The sequence below is a fragment of the Cupriavidus sp. 2SB genome (assembly GCF_005503625.1).
GTDB lineage: Bacteria > Pseudomonadota > Gammaproteobacteria > Burkholderiales > Burkholderiaceae > Cupriavidus.
This window is the reverse complement of sequence record NZ_SCMX01000028.1, coordinates 20,496-41,459: the sequence shown is the minus strand read 5'-3', so window position 1 is coordinate 41,459 and position 20,964 is coordinate 20,496. Positions and strand designations below refer to the sequence as shown.

Sequence of the window (20,964 nt, the reverse complement as noted above, 5' to 3'; positions counted from 1 at the left end):
GTGCCGGAGCCACATCATGGATCGCGTTCCCGCCGGGCATGCCGCCCAGATAACGCCAGGTCCTGCCTTGCGCAGGACGCCGAAGAACCTTGCCATCCTGCTCAGAGACACGGTATCCGCGTGGATTGACGACTATGCGCCCAGCATGGGCGCCGCGCTGGCCTACTACACGGTGTTCTCCGTGGCACCGCTGCTATTGATCGTGATATCGATTGCCGGCATGGCATTCGGCGCCGAGGCCGCACGCGGCGCGGTGGTGGAGCAGATCGGCGGACTGGTGGGCGTGGAAGGCGCCAAGGCCATCGAGAGCATGCTGGTTTCGCTCAGTGAGCCGGCCAAGGGTTCGCTGACTGCGGTGTTGAGCTTCATTACCCTGCTGGTGGGCGCCACCACAGTCTTCGCCGAATTGCAGTCCGCGCTCGACCGCATCTGGCAGGTGCCGGAGCGCAAGAAGCCTTCTGGAATCTGGGAACTGCTACGTGGGCGCGTGCTGTCGTTCGGCATGATTCTCGGCATCGGCTTCCTGTTGATCGTATCGTTGGTGGCAAGCGCCGCAATCGCGGCGATCGGGCGGTACTGGATGCCGATGATGGGCGAGGACGAGGTGATCGGCCACCTGCTCGACATGGCCATCAGCTTCGGCATGGTGACCGTGGTGTTCGCCATGATCTACAAGATCATGCCGCACGCGGCAGTCCGCTGGCCCGACGTGTGGCTCGGTGCGATCGTCACCTCGGTACTCTTCACCATCGGCAAGTTGTTGATCGGCCTGTATATCGGCAAGACAGGCGTCGCCACCGGCTACGGCGCGGCAGGCTCGCTCGTGGTGGTGCTGGTATGGGTCTACTACTCGGCACAGATCTTCCTGCTGGGTGCGGAGTTCACGTGGCTCTATGCCAACCGGTTCGGGTCCTTGCGGGGGCGCGGCGGCGCGCGGCCGAGTGGGGGCTCAGACCGGTAATTCTTGCGTCAGGGAAGAAAAAATCGCCTGTCGCCGTGTCAGTGAGGGTCAACTGCACGGCATGCGCATTTACGGCGCGTTGATCTGCCTTGCCCCCGCTTCTTCGCGCCATTTACATCAAACTCGATATCGTCCCGTTCTGATGCGGCTGCCTTCGGTGCGCATCGTTTCGGAGATCACTCATGTTTGAAAAAAGCAAGGAATACACGCGCGAATTCATCCACACGGTATGCGGCGGTAGCAAGCAGGCGTTCCTTCCGACAAAGAATGGCAAGGTGGTGGCGATATGCCTGCGACCCGATCTCAATCCGCATGCCCCCGAGGCGATCCTTTGCAGCAGTGCCGCATCCACTCGCGCGGCAGGCAGGACACTCGCGACGCAGTCGGAAGCCGTTCCACTGTTCATCAGGAGCGAGACGGACAAGTACCGGTACATCGGTCATTTTGCCGCCGTGGAATCCCTCACCACGCCGATGGAATGCTCGCCGTATGTCGAGCACAGCGGCTTCAAGCTTGCACAAGTCTCGCGTGTCATCAAGCTCAAGTCCGTTGCCGTCTCGAAGTGAGCCATCATGCCGAAACAGCCACCAGATGCAACCGTCCCGCCCGCGTCTTCCATCCGTCCGCATGGCTGCCGCTACTACGTGACGGTTTCAGCGTGTCTCGTCGTGCTTGGTTTGCTCTATGCGTTGTAGCAAAGAACAAGAAATTCGGCAGCTACGCCATGCCGATTTCCCGCGCCCTCACTTGTCGACTTCCGCAAGCACCTTCTTCGCCATCTCGAGATGGCTTTGCAGCGTAGGCAGCGTGTTGCGTGCGAAGGCTTTTACGTCGCGATCCTTGGTGTCGTCCGTTGCTTCGCGGAACAGCTTGACGGCGTCTTGGTGGGCGTCCACGCCAACCTTCTGCGAGTAGGCCTTGTCGAAGGCGACGCCGCTTAACGCTGACAGTTGCAAAATTTCCTCTTTCTTCGCCGCGTTCGGCGAGGCCGGTAACTGGATGCCGAGTCGCTTTGCAATGGGTTCCATCCTGGCCGACGCAGCACCGTGATCCTTGATCATCTGTGCCGCGAACTGCTTGACCGCTGCGCTGCTGGCTTTCTTTTCTGCGATGCGGCTCGCTTCCATTTCGAATGTGCCGGCTTCGGCGGCTTTGCGCAAGAACATGGCGTCGGCATCGCCTGCGAGGGCGGTGCCGGGTTTGTCGGAAAGCGGTGCGGCGTCGGGTGTCGTCAGGAAGGCGACCGACATCAGCGCGAGCATGAGGCCGACGAACGCGGGCAAGAAACGGAGCGGTTGCATGGCTGACTCCTCGAAGTGTTGAAGGGCCAATGCAAGCGGCATGCCCTGAGGAATTCGCGCATGGCCTAGCGGAACAATGCAGCCGTTTGATCGCGCTCGACCCGCCAAACGTAGCGCATCCGGCACCGCATGGCGACTATTGCATCGGCCACGCAAAAAGGCCCCTTGCCTTTGCGAATCCCGTCCCCAGATCGGCCGCTGGCTCGAAGGAACCCCACCAAAGAGGAATGGGAGGGAGATTTCCTGATGGCAATCATTCGGTTTCCAACAATAAAAACATCACATCATGTCTAAAGTTTCGAGAGTCTCCACGTTTCATGGCAATGTCTGTTCAACAGAGGCGCATCGTACGTCTCTTGCACGAAGGGTTCTGTCTTCGTATCGTTCGATCCATCTTTGATGATTCCCCTGTCTATGCGGAGCTTCTGAATCCCGAGGCAGCTTCCATAGAAAAAATTGCGCTGTGGCGGATCGAGAAGCTGCTGTCCACCGGCTCGGTGAGGCCGGATAGCGGAGATTTGGCGACGGCGTCTCGTCTGGTCGTCACACATAAATACTGCGGCAGGAAATGTTGAATCGCAGGCTGCCCATGCGCTGTCGCTCGATACGCGCATTCACGCCCAACAAACAGCAGCCGGCCTCCCTGGCGGGGAGTGCGGCTGGCGATTGAACTTTTTACACGGGGCGCACGACCAACGTCGCCCGGCCGTAGCGCATCAAGATCCTCCAGCGTTGTGCCGATATTTGAGCGATGGCCAGTGGGGCCAGAAGATCATTCAGCTATCTCGCACAACGACATCATGGAAGCAAACAGCCGCCTCAAGCAGCACGCGCGTGCATTGACACTCTTACTCGGTATCGCCGTTCTGTCCGGTTGCGGCGGCGGTGATAATCCGCCGGCCAGCACACCTGCCTCGCAACCCGATCCAGCTCCGGTGGTCCCCGTGGTGCCTGTTCCCGCCACCTATACCGTGGGCGGCACGCTCTCCGGACTCGCTGCCGCCACCTCGGTGGTACTGCAGAACAATGGCGTCGACGCGCTCACGCTGTCGGCCAATGGCGCCTTCAAATTCTCGACTGCCGTGACGAGCGTCTACGCGGTCACCATCGGCACGCAGCCGGTTGGCCAGACCTGCACGGTGACCCACGGCAGCGGCACCACGGCGGCCAATGTGACGGACGTGAGCGTGGACTGCATCAACAATCCGCCGGCCGCCGCTCAGGTATCAACGCTGGCCGGTGGCGGGACCAACGGTTACGTCGATGCCACGGGAAGCGCCGCGCGCTTCAGCCAGCCGGCCGGCATGGCGGTCGATGCCCTGGGCAATGTCTACGTGGCCGACAACGCGAACCACCGTATTCGCAAGATCACGGCTGCTGGTGTGGTGACGACGATTGCTGGTTCCACCCAAGGATCTGTCGACGCAACGGGCACTGCAGCGCAATTCCGGTTTCCGTCCGGCATGGCCATCGACGTGGCTGGCAATCTCTACGTGGCGGACCAACTGAACCACCAGATCCGCAAGATCGACACCACGAACGTGGTCACGACGTTTGCCGGCTCCACCACATTCGGTGCCGCCGACGGCACGGGTGCGGCGGCGGGTTTCCGCGAACCATTCGCCATCTGCATCGACACTGCAGGCAACCTCTTCGTCGCCGACAGCGCCAACAACATGATCCGCAAGATCACGTCCGCCGGCGTGGTGACGACGGTTGCCGGTTCGACCCTGAACGGGAGTGCCGACGGCACGGGCAATGCGGCATCGTTCTACACCCCGTCCGGCATTGCGGTGGATGGTGCCGGAAACCTCTACGTGGCCGACATGAACAATCACATGATCCGGAAGATCACGCCCGCCGGCGTGGTCACCACGCTGGCAGGCTCGACGACCTCCGGACGTGCCGACGGCACCGGCACCGCGGCGCAGTTCAGCTATCCACAGGGCATTGCGGTGGACAGCGACAACAACGTCTATGTTGCCGAGAAGGGCAACAACACGATCCGCAAGATCACGCCCGCCGGCGTGGTCACGACGATCGCCGGCGGCGCACTGAGCGGGAACATCGATGGAGAGGGGCCCACGGCAACATTCTGGGCACCATGGAGCCTGGCCCTCGACAGCGCCCGGAACCTGTACGCCGCCGAACTGGGCAACAACACCATCCGCAAGATCGTGCTGCCTTGATATGGCCGGGCTGCAGCGGGAGATCGGGAAGAACTTCCGGTTTGCTCCCCTCTCCCACTGCATGGGAGAGGGGAGCGCATAACGACGCCAACATCTCCAAAAAAAGAAGCCGACCCCCTCAACGGGAGGCCGGCCCTCACATCTACCGAAAGCTGCAGGACTATCACGCTCCTAACAGCCCCTCACACCCTCAAATCAAACCGATCCAGATCCATCACCTTTGCCCATGCGGCAACAAAGTCGTTGACGAACTTCGCCTCGCCGTCCTGGCTCGCATAGACCTCGCTCAGCGCGCGTAGCTGCGAGTGCGATCCGAACACCAGATCCACACGCGAGCCGGTCCACTTGACCTGGCCGGTCTTGCGGTCGCGGCCTTCGAACACATCGCGTGACTTCGGTTTCCACTCCACGCTCATGTCGAGCAGGTTGCGGAAGAAGTCGTTGGTCAGCGTTTCGGGCCGGTCGGTGAGCACGCCGTGGGCATCCGGCCCACTATGGACGTTCAGCACACGCAGGCCGCCGATCAGCACGGTCATCTCCGGGGCGGTCAGGGTCAGCAGTTGCGCCTTGTCGATCATCATGTGCTCGGCCGGCACACGGACGCGCGGGTTGATGTAGTTGCGGAACGCATCGGCCACGGGTTCGAGCGCGCCCATCGACTGCACATCGGTCTTCTCCTGCGAGGCATCCATCCGGCCCGGCGAGAAGGGCACCGTGACCTTCTTGCCGGCTTTCTCGGCGGCCTTCTCGATGGCGGCATTCCCGCCCAGCACGATCAGGTCTGCCAGCGAAATCTTCTTGCCTCCCGCATTGAACTCGCCCTGGATGCCGGTCAGCTTGTCGAGCACCTTGCCGAGTTCCGCCGGATCGTTCGCGGTCCAGTCCTTCTGCGGAGCCAGCCGGATACGTGCACCGTTGGCGCCGCCGCGCTTGTCGGAGCCACGGAACGTGGAGGCCGACGCCCATGCGGTCTTGACGAGATCGGAGAGCGATACGCCCGACGCCAGGATCTTCTGCTTGAGCGCAGCCACGTCCTGGTCGTTGACGAGCGGATGGTCGACGGCCGGGATCGGGTCTTGCCAGAGCAGTTCTTCCTTCGGGACTTCCGGGCCGAGATAGCGCGCGCGGGGCCCCATGTCACGGTGGGTCAGCTTGAACCATGCCCGTGCGAAGGCGTCGGCGAACTCGGCGGGGTTTGCTGCAAAGCGCCGCGAGATTTTTTCGTAGATCGGATCGAAGCGCAGCGACAGGTCCGTGGTCAGCATTGTCGGCTTGAGCTTCTTCGCCGGGTCATAGGCGTGCGGTACGGTCTCGGGGGCGTCCTTGGCCACCCATTGGTTGGCACCGCCCGGGCTCTTGGTCAACTCGTACTCGAAGCCGAACAGGTTGTCCCAGAAGCCGCTGCCCCATTTGGTCGGGGTGTTGCTCCACGTGACTTCCAGGCCGCTGGTGATGGTATCGGCGCCCTTGCCGGTGCCGAAGGTGCTGTGCCACCCGAAGCCCTGCAGTTCGAGATCCGCGCCCTCGGGTTCGTTACCGACGTGATCGGGTGTGCCGGCACCGTGCGTCTTGCCGAAGGTATGGCCGCCTGCAATCAGCGCCACGGTTTCCTCGTCGTCCATCGCCATGCGGCCGAAGGTATCGCGGATGTCATAGGCCGCTGCCAGCGGATCAGGATTGCCATCGGGACCTTCCGGATTCACATAGATCAGGCCCATCTGCACCGCGCCCAGGGGATTCTCCAGGTTCCGGCCCGGATCGGTGCGGCTGACTTCCTTGCCGTGCATGTCCTTGTCCGCCACCAGCACGGCCTGGTCGTCGTCCTTGCCGGCGGCGCCCTTGCCGTAGCGCACATCGCCGCCGAGCCAGGTCTTTTCATTGCCCCAGTAGACGTCGCGGTCCGGCTCCCACGTGTCCTCGCGTCCGCCGGCAAAGCCGAACGTCTTGAAGCCCATGGATTCCAGTGCCACGTTGCCGCTCAGGATCAGCAGGTCGGCCCACGAGATGTTCTGGCCGTACTTCTGCTTGATCGGCCATAGCAGCCGGCGCGCCTTGTCCAGGCTCACGTTGTCCGGCCAACTGTTGAGCGGTGCAAAGCGCTGCTGGCCACGTCCGCCGCCTCCGCGTCCGTCGCCGATACGGTAGGTGCCGGCGCTGTGCCACGCCATGCGGATGAACAGGCCGCCATAGTGGCCGAAGTCGGCCGGCCACCAGTCCTGCGAATCGGTCATCAGGGCGGTCAGGTCTTTTTTCACCGCCGCGAGGTCAAGGCTTTTGAACGCCTTGGCGTAGTCGAATTCCTTGTCCAGGGGATTGGTCTTGTCCGAGTGCTGGCTCAGCAGGTCGAGCCGCAACTGCTTGGGCCACCAATCCTCGTTGGTGGTGCCGCCTCCGGCGGCATGGTTGAACGGGCACTTTTCTGTGGACATGCAGGTCTCCTGTGGGGGGTATGTACCTCTGGTTCCAGCCGTCTGTATGCGGTGCCACGCGCGCGGGCAGGCCGCCGCACGAAAAATATAGTTGAGACCTTCCGTCAACCAAATGTGAGCTTTGTAATCGCCCCGATAGGGCGCCGCTATGACAAGCCCTGGCTCGGGGTTTGTCCCACCATGTGCAGGCCGGGCGCGCCCCGATGCGTGTCCTATAGTGTCGATACTCGATACGACAGCGGCGTTTCAGCGCGCGGAGGTTCTTATCATGGCAATCGCTGGCAGACTGGCACGGTGCCTGGGCAGGAACGACAGCCGGTATGACGTCGTGGATCGGGGGCCGGCGGCGCCCATCCCACGCGACCGCCTCGCCCGCATGGTGTTGCTGGAAGACAGTCGCGGCTATCTCGCCGCCGTCATTCCCGCATCGCACCATCTGAAACTCTCGGAGCTACGTGCGCAAACCGGCCGCGAACTGACGCTGGCGCATAGTGAAGGCGTGCGCGAGGTATTCCGCGATTGCCGCCCCGATGCGCTACCTGCGGTGGGATCGGCCTACGGCACACTCACCTGGCTGGACGACAGCCTGCTCGGCCACGACGATGTCTACTTCGAGGCGGGCGATCACCGGGAGCTTGTCCATATGGACGTGGACGAGTTCGCGCGGCTGATGGCCGATGCGCCGCGCGGGCATTTCTCGCATCGCGTCATGTAGCCGCCGTCACACGCAGCCCGCAGGCATCCCGTCGCTGCGGCGCAGCAAATGTCGGCGTGACACCGACATCCAAGTCAGTCTCCGCAGGGTAGGATGAGGCGCATTCCTGTGTCGAGCGTCGGTCATTCGGGCCGCCGCTCTCCCATTTCGCCCCATCCACTGCCCCTGTCGGTATGCAACCGTCATCCCTGCACCGTTTTCTGTTCGGCACGATCATCGTCCCCGTCTCGGTGGCGATCGTGTTCGGCATCGATGTCCTCACGCCGCTGGGTCTTGCGGTATGGGTGCTGTATCTGGTGCCGGTCTGCCTGGCGCTTTATGGCGAAAACGCACGCCTGCCGCTGATCGCGGCGGCCGCCGTGACCGTGCTGGTGCCGGTCGGGTATTACCTGTCGCCCGGCAGCACGTCGAACGTGCTGTATTCGGTCATCAATCGGACGATGGGCGTTGCCATCGTGTGGTTTCTGGCCGTGGTGGTGTATCGCTACATCGTGGCCCAGATCGAAGTGCGGCGCGTGATCTGGCTGCAGGACGCGCAGGTGCGGGTGCTGCAGTCGGTGCGCACGGCGCAATCCACGGGGAATGTCGGTGACGTGCTGATCCGCGCCCTCGCGCAGACACTGGAGGCGCACGTTGGCGTGGTCTATCTGGCCGAGGGCGATCAGTTGCGGCGCGTGGCCGCATGGGCGCTGGCCAATGCCGATACGGTGCCGCAAACGCTGTCGCCCGGCGAAACCCTCGCGGGCCAGGCCGTTGCCGAAAATCGCGTGATTGCATTGGGCGGATTGCCTTCGGACTACCTGCAGATTTCCTCGGCACTGGGCCGCACCGCGCCCAACGAGATCGTGGCTGCGCCGCTGACGGCTGAAGGCGAGGTAGTGGGCGTGATCGAACTCGGCTTCGTATCGATGCGCCGGGACACGGCCGACGTGATCGAACTGCTGGAGCGCATGGGCGAGTCGGTTGGCATGATGCTGCGCGCGGCGGCGTATCGTGGCCGGCTTGAAACGCTGCTCGGCCAGACACAGCGCCAGAGCGAGGAATTGCAGGTGCAGCAGGAGGAGCTGCGTGTTTCCAACGAGGAACTCGAAGAACGTGGCCGCGCACTGATGGATTCGCAGGCAAGGCTCGAAGCGCAACAGGCCGAACTCGAACAGACCAACGTGCAACTGGAAGAACATGCGCAGCGGCTGGAAGCGCAGAAGCGCGAGATGCTGACCTTCCAGGCCGAGCTCGCCGCCAATGCGCGCGCGCTGGAGCGCTCGAACCAGTACAAGAGCGAGTTCCTGGCCAATATGTCGCACGAACTGCGCACGCCACTGAACAGTGCGCTGATCCTGGCCAAGCTGCTGCAGGAGAACAAGGAGGGCACGCTCAGCGACGAACAGGTGCGCTACGCCGCCACGATCCACGCCGCCAATACCGATCTGCTCAACCTGATCAACGATATCCTCGACCTCTCCAAGATCGAGGCCGGCCATCTGGTGATCGAACCGGAGCCGGTGGAACTGGCCATGTTCGCGCGCACGCTGGACAACATGTTCGGCCCGATTGGCGAGCACAAGGGCGTGCCGTTCAGGATTGATTTCATGCCGGGCGTGCCGGACGCCATCGTCAGCGATAGCCAGCGGCTGCAACAGGTGTTGAAGAACCTGCTGTCCAACGCATTCAAGTTCACCGAAACCGGCAGCGTCACGCTGGCCCTGGCGGCACAGGGCGAGGATGCGGTGCGCTTCGAGGTGCGGGACACCGGCATCGGCATTGCCAAGGACAAGCAGCAGGTCATCTTCGAGGCATTCCAGCAGGCCGATGGCACCACAAGCCGTCGATTCGGCGGTACGGGGCTGGGGTTGTCGATCTCGCGCGAACTGGCGCGGCTGCTGGGCGGTGCAATCACCGTGGTCAGCGAGCCAGGGCAGGGCAGCGTATTTGCGCTGACCGTGCCGCGTACGCTAATGGCCGATGCGTCTACGCAGGCCGGCTTGCTGACGCAGGCGCCGCCGCTGCAGGTTGCCGCGCCACCGCGTCCGGTGCTGCCTGCACCGGCGCCGGCTACCGAACCGCTGGAGCGCGTGCAGCCTGGGTATCCCGCGCCGATCCCCGATGACCGCGACCATCGCACGCGCGGCAGCCGGCTGATTCTCGTGGTCGAGGACGATACCGATTTCGCGGGCATCCTCTACGACCTTGCGCACGAACTCGATTTCGACTGCCTGCACGCCACCACGTCGGCGCATGGGCTGGAACTCGCGCGGCAGTATCAGCCATGCGGCATCCTGCTGGACGTGGCGCTACCCGATCAATCGGGGCTGACGCTGCTGGACTGGCTCAAGCGCGACCCGACCACGCGCCACATTCCCACACATCTGGTTTCCGTCAGCGACCATGCCGAGGCCGCGCTGCACCTGGGCGCCATCGGCTACACGTTCAAGCCCAGCGAGCGAGACAAGCTCGCGGCGGTGATTCGCGGGCTCGAAGCGCGCATGACGGCGGGCAAGCGCCGCGTGTTGGTGATCGAGGACGATCCATCGCTGCGGGAGAGCATCCGCGCGCTGCTGAAATCGCTCGATGCCGAGATCGTGACCACCGACAGCGTGGCCGGCGCAAAGACCGCGCTGGACGGCACGCCCTTCGATTGCGTGGTGATGGACATGGTGCTGCCGGATGGCACCGGGCATGATCTGCTGGCCCATATGGCCGACGCCGAATCCGGCGCCATGCCGCCCGTGATCATCTACACGGGGCGCCAGCTCAGTGCGGAGGACGAACAGCGCCTGCGCCGCTATTCGAAATCGATCATCATCAAGGGCGCGCGCTCGCCGGACCGGCTGCTGGATGAGGTGACGCTGTTCCTGCATAGCGTGGAGTCGTCGCTGCCGCCCGAGCACCAGCGCATGCTGCGCGCGGCGCGCAGCCGCGACGATGCGTTCGATGGCCGCAAGCTGCTGCTGGTGGAAGACGACGCGCGCAATATCTTCGCGTTGTCGAAGGTCATCGAGCCACTGGGTGCCACCGTGGAAATCGCGCGCAGCGGCCGCGAGGCGCTGGACATGCTGAACAAGGTCGACGATGTGGACCTGGTGCTGATGGACATCATGATGCCGGAGATGGATGGCATCACGGCCATGCGCCATATCCGCCAGATGCCGCGCTACGGACGCCTGCCCATCATCGCGCTGACCGCCAAGGCCATGCAGTCCGACCGTGAAGCCTGCCTGCAGGCAGGCGCGAACGACTACATCGCCAAGCCCATCGACGTGGACAAACTGCTTTCGCTCTGCCGCGTATGGCTACACGCAAACTGAAGTCGCGTATCGCTGGCGCCGCGCCCTCTGCCGATCTCATGGGCGAGAGCGAGGGCGAGACGTTGCTGCCCGACGCCAACTTCGAGATCGAGCTGGAACTGCTGCTCGAAGCGATCTTCCGCAAGTACCAGCACGATTTCCGGCGCTATTCGCGGGCGTCGCTGCGTCGGCGGCTGCAGCAGGCGTTGCGCGATTTTCATCTGACTACGCTATCGCAACTGCAGGACCGCATGCTGCGCGATACCGCGCTCTTTGGCCGATTGCTGCAATACCTGACGGTGCAGGTCAGCGAGATGTTCCGCGATCCCAGCTACTTTCGCGCGATCCGCGAGCATGTGGTGCCAGTGCTGCAGACCTATCCTTCGGTCAATGTATGGGTGGCCGGGTGCAGCAGTGGCGAGGAGTTGTGGTCGCTCGCCATCCTGTTCGAGGAAGAGGGGCTGGCATCGCGCACGGTGTTCTACGCGACCGATATCAATCCGGAGGCGCTGGCGGTTGCGAGGGCAGGCGTCTATGATGCGGGCCGCCTGCGTGGTTTCGGAGAGAACTACCTGGCGGCGGGCGGCAAGCGTTCGCTGTCGGACTACTATCACGCGGCCTATGGCAAGGCAAAGTTCCGTTCGCAGCTGATCCGGCAGTCGGTATTCGCGGACCATAGTCTGGCCACGGACAGCGTGTTCCAGGAAGCGCACCTGATTTCCTGCCGCAACGTGCTGATCTATTTCGACCGGCCGCTGCAGGATCGCGCGATCGGTTTGTTTGGCGAAGCGCTCGCACGGCGCGGATTTCTCGGGCTGGGCAGCAAGGAGAGCCTGCATTTCAGCGCGCACGGCGATGCGTTCGAAGCGGTGGCCGCGCAAGAGCGGCTCTACCGCAAGGTGTGAGACGCGCAATGGCAATCCCCGACCTGCGTCCCTGCAGCGCCGTCGTGATCGGCGGATCGGCCGGTGGTATCGAGGCGCTCACCGCGTTGCTGCCGATGTTGCCGGCGCGGCTGGGTGTGCCGATTGTCATCGTGATGCATCAGCATCCGTCCATGCCGAGCCTGTTGCCCGAGTTGTTCACGGCGCGGTGCGCGCTGCCGGTGAGCGAGGCCGACGACAAGATGGCGGTGCTGCCAGGCCATGTCTATTTCGCTCCGCCCGACTACCACCTGCTTGTGGAAGCCGACCCCGACGCAGCGGGCAGCATGCGGCTGGCATTGTCAGTGGAGCCGCCGGTGCGGTATTCGCGGCCATCCATCGATGTGCTGTTCGAATCGGCGGCCATCGCATGGCGCGCGCAGGTGCTGGGCGTGCTGCTGTCCGGTGCGAACGACGACGGTGCGCGCGGGCTTGCTGCAATCCGGGCAGCCGGCGGGCAGGCGTGGGTGCAGGCGCCCGAAAGCGCAAAGGTGGACACCATGCCGCAGGAAGCCATCGCGCGTGGCGCGGCGGAACGCATATTGAACCTGGAAGAAATTGGCCACGGGCTGGCCAGCATTATTGAATGACCCCTACCATGCAACCTCCCGTCAAGATCCTCGCCGTCGATGACATCGCCGCCAACCTGACGGCACTGGAAGCGCTGCTGGCCAAGCCAGGCGTGGAGATCGTGCAGGCCAACTCCGGCGCGCAGGCGCTGGAAGTACTGCTCGATCACGACTTCGCGCTGGCCATCCTCGATGTGCACATGCCCGAGATGGACGGTTTCGAATTGGCCGAATTGATGCGCGGCAGCAAGCGTACCAGCCATATTCCCATCCTGTTCCTGACGGCTGCAGGGGAAGATAGCCAGCGTGCGTTTCGCGGCTATGCCACGGGCGCGGTGGATTTCCTCTTCAAGCCGATCGACGCGCGTGTACTGTCGGCCAAGGTGGATGTATTCGTGCAACTCGCGCAGCAAAAGCTGCAACTGGCCGAGCAACTCGAAGCCGCGCAGCAACTGCTGAAGACCAACGAGATGCTGATGGCAGTGCTCGCGCACGACCTGCGCACGCCACTGTCTGCCATCATCGCATCGGCCTCGTTCCTGGGCCGCTTTGGCGGCGAGGAAAAGATCCGGCCCGCCACGGACCGCATTGCGCGAAGCGGCCAGCGCATGGCGCGCATGGTGGATCAGTTGCTGCACGTGGCGCGCCTGCATGGCGGCCGTGTGGAACTGATGCCGCAGGACGAAGACCTGCGCGCCATCTGCGCGGCCATCGTCGACGAGTGCGAGGCATCGCGCGGCCAGCCTTGCATGACGCTGGACACCACAGGCGATACGCGGGTGCGTGTGGACGGCGGCCTGATCGCGCAGGTGCTGCAGAACCTGGTGGGCAACGCCATGCAGCACGGCGATGCTTCGATGCCCATTGCCGTGCGCGTGGATGGCACTGCGCGCGATCACGTGGTGATGTCGGTGACCAACGGCGGCGTGATCGATGCCGCCACGCTGCCGCATATTTTCGACGCCTTCCGCTCCGGGCCGGGACGTGCGGCACCCAGCGGCAACTCCGAAGGGCTCGGCCTCGGCCTCTATATCACGCGCGAGCTTGTGGTGCTGCATGGCGGGACGGTGGAGGCCGTTTCATCGCCCGAGCGTGGCCTGACCACGTTCACGGTAACGCTGCCGCGCGAATGCTGCTCGGCGCAGCGCGCGATTCGTGCCTGACGGCGCAAGGGACATGGCACGCATCCTGCACTCCTGAACCGGAAACCATCCACTTCGGGAGATCGCATGCAACAAGACGACGTGCAGAACCGTGAAGAGAAAATGCAGCGCCTGCGCGGCAACCGGCGCTATACATGGACGCATCCGATATTCCTGATCGCGATCGCACTGATCGTCGTGGGCTACGCGGCCACGTTCTGGTAGCCATTGGCGGCAAATCCGCTGCCTGTAAGGTTTGCACGGTGTGGTGAGGATTGGCAAAGGGAAAGAGCAAGGCCAAGGGCAAGGACAAGGACAATTCGCCGGTATTGAAGATTTCTGACTCCGATATGAAATTTTCTTTGACGCAGGCGCGCGCAGGGGCGAATGGGGCACGATAGCTGGTCAGTTCGCCGCCCATGCGCCCAAAAACCGGTCGTTCGCCCCGCGCGCCCCCGCCATGCAATGTTCCGTCGGATTTTTCAACGCCGTGCCCATGGCCGTGCTGTTCATCACGGTGGGGCTGGGTTACCTGATTGGTATGCTGCGGGCCGGACCTATCCGCCTGGGCGGGGTCTGCGGCACGCTGATCGTGGCGCTGCTGCTGGGCCAGACCGGCTGCCAGATGCACGGCGAACTCAAGGAAGTGTCGTTTGCCCTGTTCATCTTCGCGATGGGCTACGCGGGCGGGCCGCAGTTCTTTGCGAACCTGAATCGTTCGAGCCTGCGCTACATGGCGCTGCCCCTGATCGAAGCCGTGGTGGTGCTGACCGTGGTACTGGCCGCCGTGCCGTTGCTCGGGCTGGACGCCGGCACGGCGGCGGGGCTGGCGGCGGGCGCGGCCACGGAATCGGCGGTGGTTGGCACGGCAGCCGAGGCGCTGCGGCACCTGAACCTCGATCCTGCCGAGGTGAGCCGCATGGAAGCCAATATCGCCACGGCCTATACGCTGACCTATCTCGTCGGGCTCATCAGCATCGTCTTCTTCACCAGTCAGATCGCTCCGGCACTGCTGCGCATCAACCTCAAGGAAGCGTCGAAGGAGTTGGCCACACGGCTTGAAGCTGCCTCGGATGACGATGTGGCCACGCATCCGGCGTTGCCTCGCCTCGTGGGGCGCTCGTACCGCGTGGAGCAGGCGGCGGGGATGACGATCAACGGGCTGGAGACCCGCATTGGCGGGCGCACGTTGCTGATCAGCGTGTTCCGGCATGGCGAGCAGGTGGAGCCAACGCCGGAGCAGGTGCTCGAAGCCGGCGACATCGCCGCCGTGATCGGTGTGCGGGACAGGCTGCTGAAAGCGGGCGACCTGATCGGTCCCGAAGTGTTGCTGCCGCCCGGCCATGCCGATGCCCTGCAACTTGGCGAGCAACACATCATCGTGCGCAAGCCTGCCGTCAATGGCCGCACGCTCGGCGAACTGGCGCACGCGGCCACGCAGCGTCATATCCGTACCGCCTGGGTGCAGCAGATCGTGCGCTCCGGCATGAGCCTGCCGATCACGCGGGCCACGCGGCTGCAGCATGGTGACCGCGTGACGCTGGTCGGGGTGGAGCCGGCGTTGTCGGCCGCCGGGCAGGAACTCGGCACCGAGGTGCGCACGACCGATGTCACCGACCTCGTCTTCCTGTGCGCGGGCATCTTGATCGGGCTGGTCGTGGGCAGTCTGACGCTCAACGTGGGCGGCATTCCGCTGACGCTGGGCAGTGGCGGCGGCGCGCTGCTAAGCGGGCTGGTCTTCGGATGGATTCACTTCAAGCGCCCTACCATTGGCGATATGCCTGCGGCTGCCGTGCAGTTGCTGAAGGATCTGGGGTTGGCGGTATTCGTGGCGTGCGTGGGGCTTTCTGCTGGCCCGGCTGCGATCTCGTTGATCCGCGAGCATGGTCTGGTGCTGCCGCTGATCGGGCTGGCGGTGTCGCTGGGGCCGGCTTGCCTGTCACTGTGGATCGGACACAAGGTGCTCAAGATCGAGGGCCCGCTGCTGGTGGGTGCAATTGCCGGCCAGCATGTGAGCACGCCGGCCATCAGCGCGATCATGGCGTCCAGCCAGAGTTCGGTGCCGCTGCTGGGCTACACGGTGACCTATGCCATCGCCAACGTCATGCTGCCGGTGCTGGGGCCGATCATCATCGCGTTGGCCCACGGCATGCAGTAACGCGTCGCACGTACGAGGACTTCATGAATCCACTGATTGCGCATCCCGCCATCCTGTTCGTGGTGTTGATCGTGCTGATGGCGATTGCCACGGCGCTTGGCGCACTGGTGCTGCGTCGGATCTATCCGGTGCCTGGCGACAACCGCGACGATTTCAACCTGGTGCAGGGCGCCACGCTGACGCTGCTGGCGTTATTGATCGGCTTCACGCTGTCGATGGCAGTGGGCCGTTATGACCAACGCAAGAACCTTGAGGAAGAGGAGGCCAACGCGATTGGCACCGAGTATCTGCGCGCGGATCTGATCGAGGGACCGGAGGCAGACAAGGTGAAGGCGCTGCTGATCCAGTACCTGGACCAGCGCATCATCTATTACCGCACGCGCGACAAGGACGAACTAAGCGAGATCGCGGTGGCGACGGCGCGTATCGAAGACGAGATGTGGAAGACGGTGCGCGACGTGGCGCGCGACAAGCCCAATCCGATCACCGGGCTAGTGGTGTCAGGCATGAATGACGTGATCAATTCGCAGGGCTATACGGAGGCGGCGTGGATCAACCGGATTCCGGTGGCCGCGTGGTGCCTGATGATCGCCATCGCGTTCTTCAGCAACATGATGCAGGGCTATGGCATGCGCGGCAGCCACGTCAAGGCGGTGCTGATCGTGGTGCTGCCATTGACGGTGTCGCTGTCGCTGGCGCTGATCTCGGATATCGACAGTCCGCGCGGCGGACTGATACGCGTGGCGCCGCTGAACCTGCTGAGTCTTGAGGCGTCGCTGAAAAAGTAAGCGCTGCATCCGCGTCTCACTTGCGCCGCATTTCCGCAGTTTCACTTCTGCAACGTCCCGTGCCGCTGCGCGCGGCTATGGCGACGTGTCCGGCCGTCAGGCCGCGCCCTGCTCGCTGTGGCGCGCAAATTGCATCGTGACGGGATTGCTCAGGGTTCCCGTGCGACTGTCTTCACGAGGCGCACATCTGGCCGATATCGAACCGGGAAACGTTGCGCGCGGCCTTCGCGTGCCTTGGTCGCCCGGAAACGCTGAACCACCGCTGGCCTCCGGCCAACGGCGCCCGATTCCATTTTGTCGGAGGTTCAACATGTCCCGCTATATCGTGCTCGCAACCTTTACGGACCAGGGGGTCCGTACGGTCAAGGAGACCACCAAACGTGCGGCTGCCGTCAGGGAAGCCGCCGGGCAATTTGGCGTCAAGGTCACGGATGTCCTCTGGACGCTAGGCAAATATGACGTGGTACTGACGATGGAAGGACCCGACGATGCCGCGGTCACCGCCTTCGGCCTGACCATTGCCGCTCAGGGCAACGTGCATACCCAGACGCTGCGCGCATTCGATGCAGATGAAATGCAGGCCATCATTGGAAAGATGCGCTGAGCGGTACTGCAGAGAAGGGCGGGAAGAGGGGGCTCAGCCCTTCTGAATGACGACGATCTTCAGCGCTTCGGCACCGCCGGCGATCGCCAGCAGGCGATCCACATTGGGATGGGCACCCGGACGGTTGCGTGCATCGGCGGTGTGTTCGGCGAAGACGGCCAGGGCGTGCTCTGCAGCGCGTGCGTCGAGCGTGCCGAACGCCTGCTGCAGATAGTTGTACACGGCGAGCGAACCCTGCTTGCCCTGCACATTCTCGATGCTGGCCACGACGGCGCCGGCGGTGTCCACCAGGTCGATCCGGGCAATGCCGTCGATGGCGGGCAGTTGCGCGAGGTTGTCCTTGAATACGTTGCCGGGCTGGATCATGGAAGCACTCCGTGTTTCGAGAAGACAAACAAAAACGGACGGTCCGCGATGGACCGTCCGTGTCTGCGTGATGCGTTGGTAGGCTCGATTGGACTCGAACCAACGACCCCCACCATGTCAAGGTGGTGCTCTAACCAGCTGAGCTACGAGCCTGTAAGAAGGCGCGAATTCTATCTAGACCTTGGCCGGAGCGCAAGCATTTCTTTTCATCACGCGGCCAGCGTCTGGACGACGAGGGCCGCTGCGGCTGCGCTGGACATGCTGACTGCCAGCCAGCATCCCAGGAGAAGGGCGCCGTTTTTCATGTCAGCGTTCGATCACCGGCGCATGCACCGGGGCGATCGACTCGTGCGTCGTCTGCGTACGCTGCGCGGCCTTGTGGACCATCGTATAGGCGTAGTCGATGCCCATGCCGTAGGCGCCCGAGTGTTCCTTGGCCAGGCTCGTCACGGCGTCGTACGTTTCCTTGTTCTTCCAGTCACGCTGCCATTCGAGCAGCACTTGTTGCCACGTCACCGGCACCACGCCAGCCTGGATCATGCGTTGCATCGCATAGTCGTGCGCTTCCTTGGTGGTGCCGCCGGAGGCATCGGCCACCATGTAGATCTCGTAGTCGCCTTCGAGCATGGCGCACAGGGCAAACGTGGTGTTGCAGACTTCGGTCCAGAGGCCGGCGACGACGATCTTCTTGCGGCCATTCGCGGCCAGTGCGTCGCGCACCTTCTGGTCGTCCCAGGAATTCATCGAGGTGCGTTCGAGCGTTTCCTTGCCGGGGAACACGTCGAGCAGTTCGGGGTAGGTATAGCCGGAGAACGATTCGCTCTCGACGGTGGTGATCGTGGTCGGCACGTCGAAGATCTTGGCTGCCTTGGCCAGGCCCACCACGTTGTTCTTCATGGTCTGGCGGTCCATCGACTGCACACCGAAGGCCATTTGCGGCTGGTGGTCGATGAAGATCAGTTGGCTATTGCGCGGGGTCAGGACTTCCAGCTTGGCGTTGTTGGCGTTCGACATGGTGATTCTCCGGAATAAAAAGGTGTTCAATAAGTTTGAGGTTTTATCGGGCGGCGCTGGCTTCGCTTCGTTGGCTTCGTTTCGCTTCGTTGCGTGGCTGCGCCGTCCATGGGTTGAACTATAGCGGTGGCCCCGCCGGAGAAAAACCGGGGTTCGCTGTCATAGTTGTTCAAATTTATTGAATCGATAGCGAAAGGCTAAAAGACATCCGGGCAGCAGGGAAAAAGGGGATTGGGTCATACATAGGTGTGAGACCGCGCCAACGAGTGCGCGATGGTATCCACCCTACGACGGCGCCTACGATGACATCACTCTGGCGGCAACGGTCGCCAACCCACTCATCGTGCAAGGAGCTTGCAGCCATGGCCCAGTCGCTTTCGTTCAACACTCCACCAGCCCCGAAGGCCATCGTCGTTGGTGGTTCGCTGGGCGGCCTGCTTGCGGCGGTCTGCCTGCGCGCGGCCGGCTGGGACGTGCAGGTCTTCGAGCGCTCGCCCCAGGCACTGGACAGCCGTGGCGGCGGACTGGTGCTGCAACCGCCCGTGGAAGCCGCGCTGGAGTTCGCGGGCATCCATGCCGGATCGGACTTCGGCGTGCCGTCGCGCGATCGCACCTTCGTCTCGCGCAACGGCTCGGTGCGCCGCATGTACATGCCGCAGACACAGATCGCTTGGAACGGGCTCTATCAACGGCTGCGGCAAGCCGTGGACCCCGCCACGCTGCACGCGGGCGAGACGTTCGTGTCGTTCCGCGAGGAAGGGTCCGGCGCGGGCCGCCATGTCATCGTGCGGTTCGCATCGGGCCGCGAGGAACGGGGCGATCTGCTGGTGGCCGCGGACGGTCCGTTGTCGGCCGTACGCAGCCAGGTGTTGCCGGGCGCCGCGCCACGCTATGCCGGATACGCGGCGTGGCGCGGCGTGCTGCCGGAGCGGGCGCTTACTGAAGGCGCGCATGACCTGTTGCAGGGCACGTTCGCCTTTCAGGACGGGCGTGGTCATCAATTCCTGACCTATGCGATTCCAGGCGAGGATGGCAGCGTGCGCATTGGCGAGCGCCGCCAGAACTGGGTCTGGTATCGCCCGGTGGCCCAGGGCGCCATGCTCGATGCGGTGCTGCGCGATCGGCAGGGCCAGCAGCACACGCACTCGCTGCCTCCCGGCGCGATGCGCGACGCCGAGGTCCGGACGCTGCAGCACGACGCACGTGACCTGCTGGCGCCGCATCTCGCCAGCCTCGTCACCGCGACGCCCGAACCGTTCCTTCAACTGATTCAGGACTACGAGGCGCCACGCATGGTGTTCGGCAGGGTGGTGCTGATCGGCGATGCTGCATTCGTCGCGCGTCCACACACCGGTGCCGGTGCGGGCAAGGCAGCGGCCAATGCACTGGCGCTGGCCGAGGCATTGCGCACCGGCGGCAACGCCAACCGGATCGACGTGGGACTTGCGGAGTTCGAGGCGGGCCAGCTTCCTGCGGACAGGCAACTGGTGCGCTGGGGCATCACGCTGGGACGCCGCATCATGGGTGGGGCGGTGGCGCAGTTGGCGTGAGGGGTTTGAACGCTACCTACTTCCACGCATACGCAATCCCCGCCCCATACGTGATTTGATTGCGCGTGCCGCGCTGGCTGACGATGGGACTGTCGGCGGCGTCGCCGGCAATGCGCTGCATGTAGATCATCGCGCCGGCAAACCAGTGCTTGTCGATCTGGTAGATCGCGGCCAGCCATCCCGTGTATTGCTCCAGCCCGCCACCGGGACTGTAGATAGGCAAGCCGCTGGCGGTGCTGTCCGCTTGCGTCACACCGAAATAGGTCTGGTTGAAGCTGCGGCTGACCCATGTCAGCCCGATACCCGCGCCGAGGAATGCGCGGCGGCTGACGGGCAACCATGCCGTGCCCGTGGCGTTCACGCGCACGCCGCCATATTCGATCCCGGCATTGGTCATCACGTTGACACCGCCGCGCAGACGGTACGGAATCGCGCCGCTCGCGATGTATTCGTAGCCGATGTAGCCACCGGCTTCTACGGTGGTATCGATCTCGTGGATGCGCGATACCACGGGATCGTCGACATCCTTGCGACCGAGCCGCAGCGATACGGCAGGGCCGTATTGCCAGCCGGTCAGGTTGCCGAAGTTGAATTGCGCGTAGGGGCCATACCACTCGAGCAGGCGTCCGCTGTCGGTGGTGTAGCGCAGGCCCGGCAACACGCCGAGCATGCGCTCGTTGCCGCCTGCGTATTCCGTGGTGGAACCGATGCCGAGGCCGACCATGTTGGGGATCGCGCCGGGCAGGTCGAACGGCGTGGCGTCTGCGTGACCTGCGATCCCGCCCAGCAGCAGGGCACAAGTCGCGGCGGTGAGTCGGGATCGGCGCATGGCGATGTCGGCATTCGTCAGGATCGGACGAGTGTGCGACGGATGCCCCGCGATTGGTATTGAGACTTTTAGTGCGCCGAGTTAAGCAGCGGCATGCGCCTTCCCCGCCAGCGCGTGCGGGCAGGGAAGGCAAGCTGACAAC

18 protein-coding genes and 1 tRNA gene are annotated in these 20,964 nt (G+C 63.7%); 13 read left to right on the top strand and 6 right to left on the bottom strand.

Annotation, left to right across the window (positions count from 1 at the left end; translation table 11 throughout):
- Positions 1 to 16 precede the first annotated feature (16 nt).
- On the top strand, positions 17 to 961 hold the full coding sequence (locus tag FFS21_RS15220; protein WP_137925624.1) for a YihY/virulence factor BrkB family protein: 945 nt from the start codon (positions 17 to 19) through the stop codon (positions 959 to 961).
- A 182-nt stretch (positions 962 to 1,143) separates the two neighbouring features.
- Positions 1,144 to 1,527 carry a DUF6697 family protein gene (locus tag FFS21_RS15215; RefSeq protein WP_137925623.1) on the top strand — a complete coding sequence of 128 codons (384 nt, stop codon included), beginning with the start codon at positions 1,144 to 1,146 and terminating at the stop codon, positions 1,525 to 1,527.
- Between the two features lie 177 nt (positions 1,528 to 1,704).
- On the opposite strand, the gene FFS21_RS15210 is transcribed toward FFS21_RS15215, so the two are convergent.
- Entirely contained in the window at positions 1,705 to 2,304 is a 600-nt protein-coding gene (locus FFS21_RS15210; RefSeq protein ID WP_249359414.1) for a DUF4142 domain-containing protein, read from the bottom strand.
- Between the two features lie 758 nt (positions 2,305 to 3,062).
- Between FFS21_RS15210 and FFS21_RS15205 the strand changes: the two genes are divergently transcribed.
- Complete coding sequence (locus FFS21_RS15205; RefSeq protein WP_137925622.1) at positions 3,063 to 4,451, top strand: NHL repeat-containing protein; 1,389 nt, start codon at positions 3,063 to 3,065, stop codon at positions 4,449 to 4,451.
- A gap of 182 nt (positions 4,452 to 4,633) precedes the next feature.
- Here FFS21_RS15205 and katG read toward each other — a convergent pair whose 3' ends face one another.
- Positions 4,634 to 6,880, bottom strand: a complete 2,247-nt coding sequence (katG, locus tag FFS21_RS15200) for a catalase/peroxidase HPI (protein WP_137925621.1) — start codon at positions 6,878 to 6,880, stop codon at positions 4,634 to 4,636.
- 268 nt (positions 6,881 to 7,148) lie between these two features.
- Here katG and FFS21_RS15195 point away from each other — a divergent pair, with 268 nt between their 5' ends.
- The 9 genes from FFS21_RS15195 to FFS21_RS15160 all read left to right on the top strand — a co-directional run bounded on the left by FFS21_RS15195 (position 7,149) and on the right by FFS21_RS15160 (position 17,063).
- Entirely contained in the window at positions 7,149 to 7,595 is a 447-nt protein-coding gene (locus tag FFS21_RS15195) for an aminoacyl-tRNA deacylase (protein ID WP_137925620.1), read from the top strand.
- A 173-nt stretch (positions 7,596 to 7,768) separates the two neighbouring features.
- Entirely contained in the window at positions 7,769 to 10,900 is a 3,132-nt protein-coding gene (locus tag FFS21_RS15190; protein ID WP_137925619.1) for a hybrid sensor histidine kinase/response regulator, read from the top strand.
- Between the two features lie 38 nt (positions 10,901 to 10,938).
- Positions 10,939 to 11,784 carry a CheR family methyltransferase gene (locus FFS21_RS15185; protein ID WP_137925656.1) on the top strand — a complete coding sequence of 282 codons (846 nt, stop codon included), beginning with the start codon at positions 10,939 to 10,941 and terminating at the stop codon, positions 11,782 to 11,784.
- A gap of 8 nt (positions 11,785 to 11,792) precedes the next feature.
- A complete protein-coding gene (locus tag FFS21_RS15180; RefSeq protein ID WP_137925618.1) occupies positions 11,793 to 12,392 on the top strand; it encodes a chemotaxis protein CheB in 600 nt (199 codons plus the stop codon).
- Positions 12,389 to 13,534: a hybrid sensor histidine kinase/response regulator gene (locus FFS21_RS15175; protein WP_237380434.1), complete on the top strand. Its 1,146-nt coding sequence runs from the start codon at positions 12,389 to 12,391 to the stop codon at positions 13,532 to 13,534. The genes FFS21_RS15180 and FFS21_RS15175 overlap by 4 nt, the downstream gene beginning before the upstream one ends.
- Positions 13,535 to 13,600: 66 nt before the next feature.
- Positions 13,601 to 13,738 (top strand): hypothetical protein, encoded by a 138-nt coding sequence (locus FFS21_RS32025; protein WP_160473424.1) that lies wholly within the window; start codon positions 13,601 to 13,603, stop codon positions 13,736 to 13,738.
- Between the two features lie 235 nt (positions 13,739 to 13,973).
- Entirely contained in the window at positions 13,974 to 15,671 is a 1,698-nt protein-coding gene (gene aspT, locus FFS21_RS15170; protein ID WP_137925617.1) for an aspartate-alanine antiporter, read from the top strand.
- Between the two features lie 23 nt (positions 15,672 to 15,694).
- The gene (locus FFS21_RS15165; protein ID WP_137925616.1) at positions 15,695 to 16,459 is read left to right on the top strand and encodes a bestrophin-like domain; all 765 of its coding nucleotides are present in this window, start codon (positions 15,695 to 15,697) and stop codon (positions 16,457 to 16,459) included.
- Between the two features lie 310 nt (positions 16,460 to 16,769).
- Positions 16,770 to 17,063 (top strand): GYD domain-containing protein, encoded by a 294-nt coding sequence (locus FFS21_RS15160; protein ID WP_137925615.1) that lies wholly within the window; start codon positions 16,770 to 16,772, stop codon positions 17,061 to 17,063.
- A 33-nt stretch (positions 17,064 to 17,096) separates the two neighbouring features.
- Here the strand turns inward: FFS21_RS15160 and FFS21_RS15155 are convergent, their stop codons facing one another.
- The 3 genes from FFS21_RS15155 to FFS21_RS15145 all read right to left on the bottom strand — a co-directional run bounded on the left by FFS21_RS15155 (position 17,097) and on the right by FFS21_RS15145 (position 18,443).
- The gene (locus tag FFS21_RS15155) at positions 17,097 to 17,429 is read right to left on the bottom strand and encodes a DUF2322 family protein (RefSeq protein WP_137925614.1); all 333 of its coding nucleotides are present in this window, start codon (positions 17,427 to 17,429) and stop codon (positions 17,097 to 17,099) included.
- Positions 17,430 to 17,505: 76 nt separating this feature from the next.
- Positions 17,506 to 17,582, bottom strand: a tRNA-Val gene (locus FFS21_RS15150).
- A gap of 153 nt (positions 17,583 to 17,735) precedes the next feature.
- On the bottom strand, positions 17,736 to 18,443 hold the full coding sequence (locus tag FFS21_RS15145; protein ID WP_137925613.1) for a hydrolase: 708 nt from the start codon (positions 18,441 to 18,443) through the stop codon (positions 17,736 to 17,738).
- Positions 18,444 to 18,805: 362 nt separating this feature from the next.
- Between FFS21_RS15145 and FFS21_RS15140 the strand changes: the two genes are divergently transcribed.
- A complete protein-coding gene (locus FFS21_RS15140) occupies positions 18,806 to 19,993 on the top strand; it encodes an FAD binding domain-containing protein (protein WP_137925612.1) in 1,188 nt (395 codons plus the stop codon).
- Between the two features lie 16 nt (positions 19,994 to 20,009).
- On the opposite strand, the gene FFS21_RS15135 is transcribed toward FFS21_RS15140, so the two are convergent.
- Positions 20,010 to 20,822: a MipA/OmpV family protein gene (locus tag FFS21_RS15135; protein WP_249359412.1), complete on the bottom strand. Its 813-nt coding sequence runs from the start codon at positions 20,820 to 20,822 to the stop codon at positions 20,010 to 20,012.
- Positions 20,823 to 20,964: the final 142 nt, after the last annotated feature.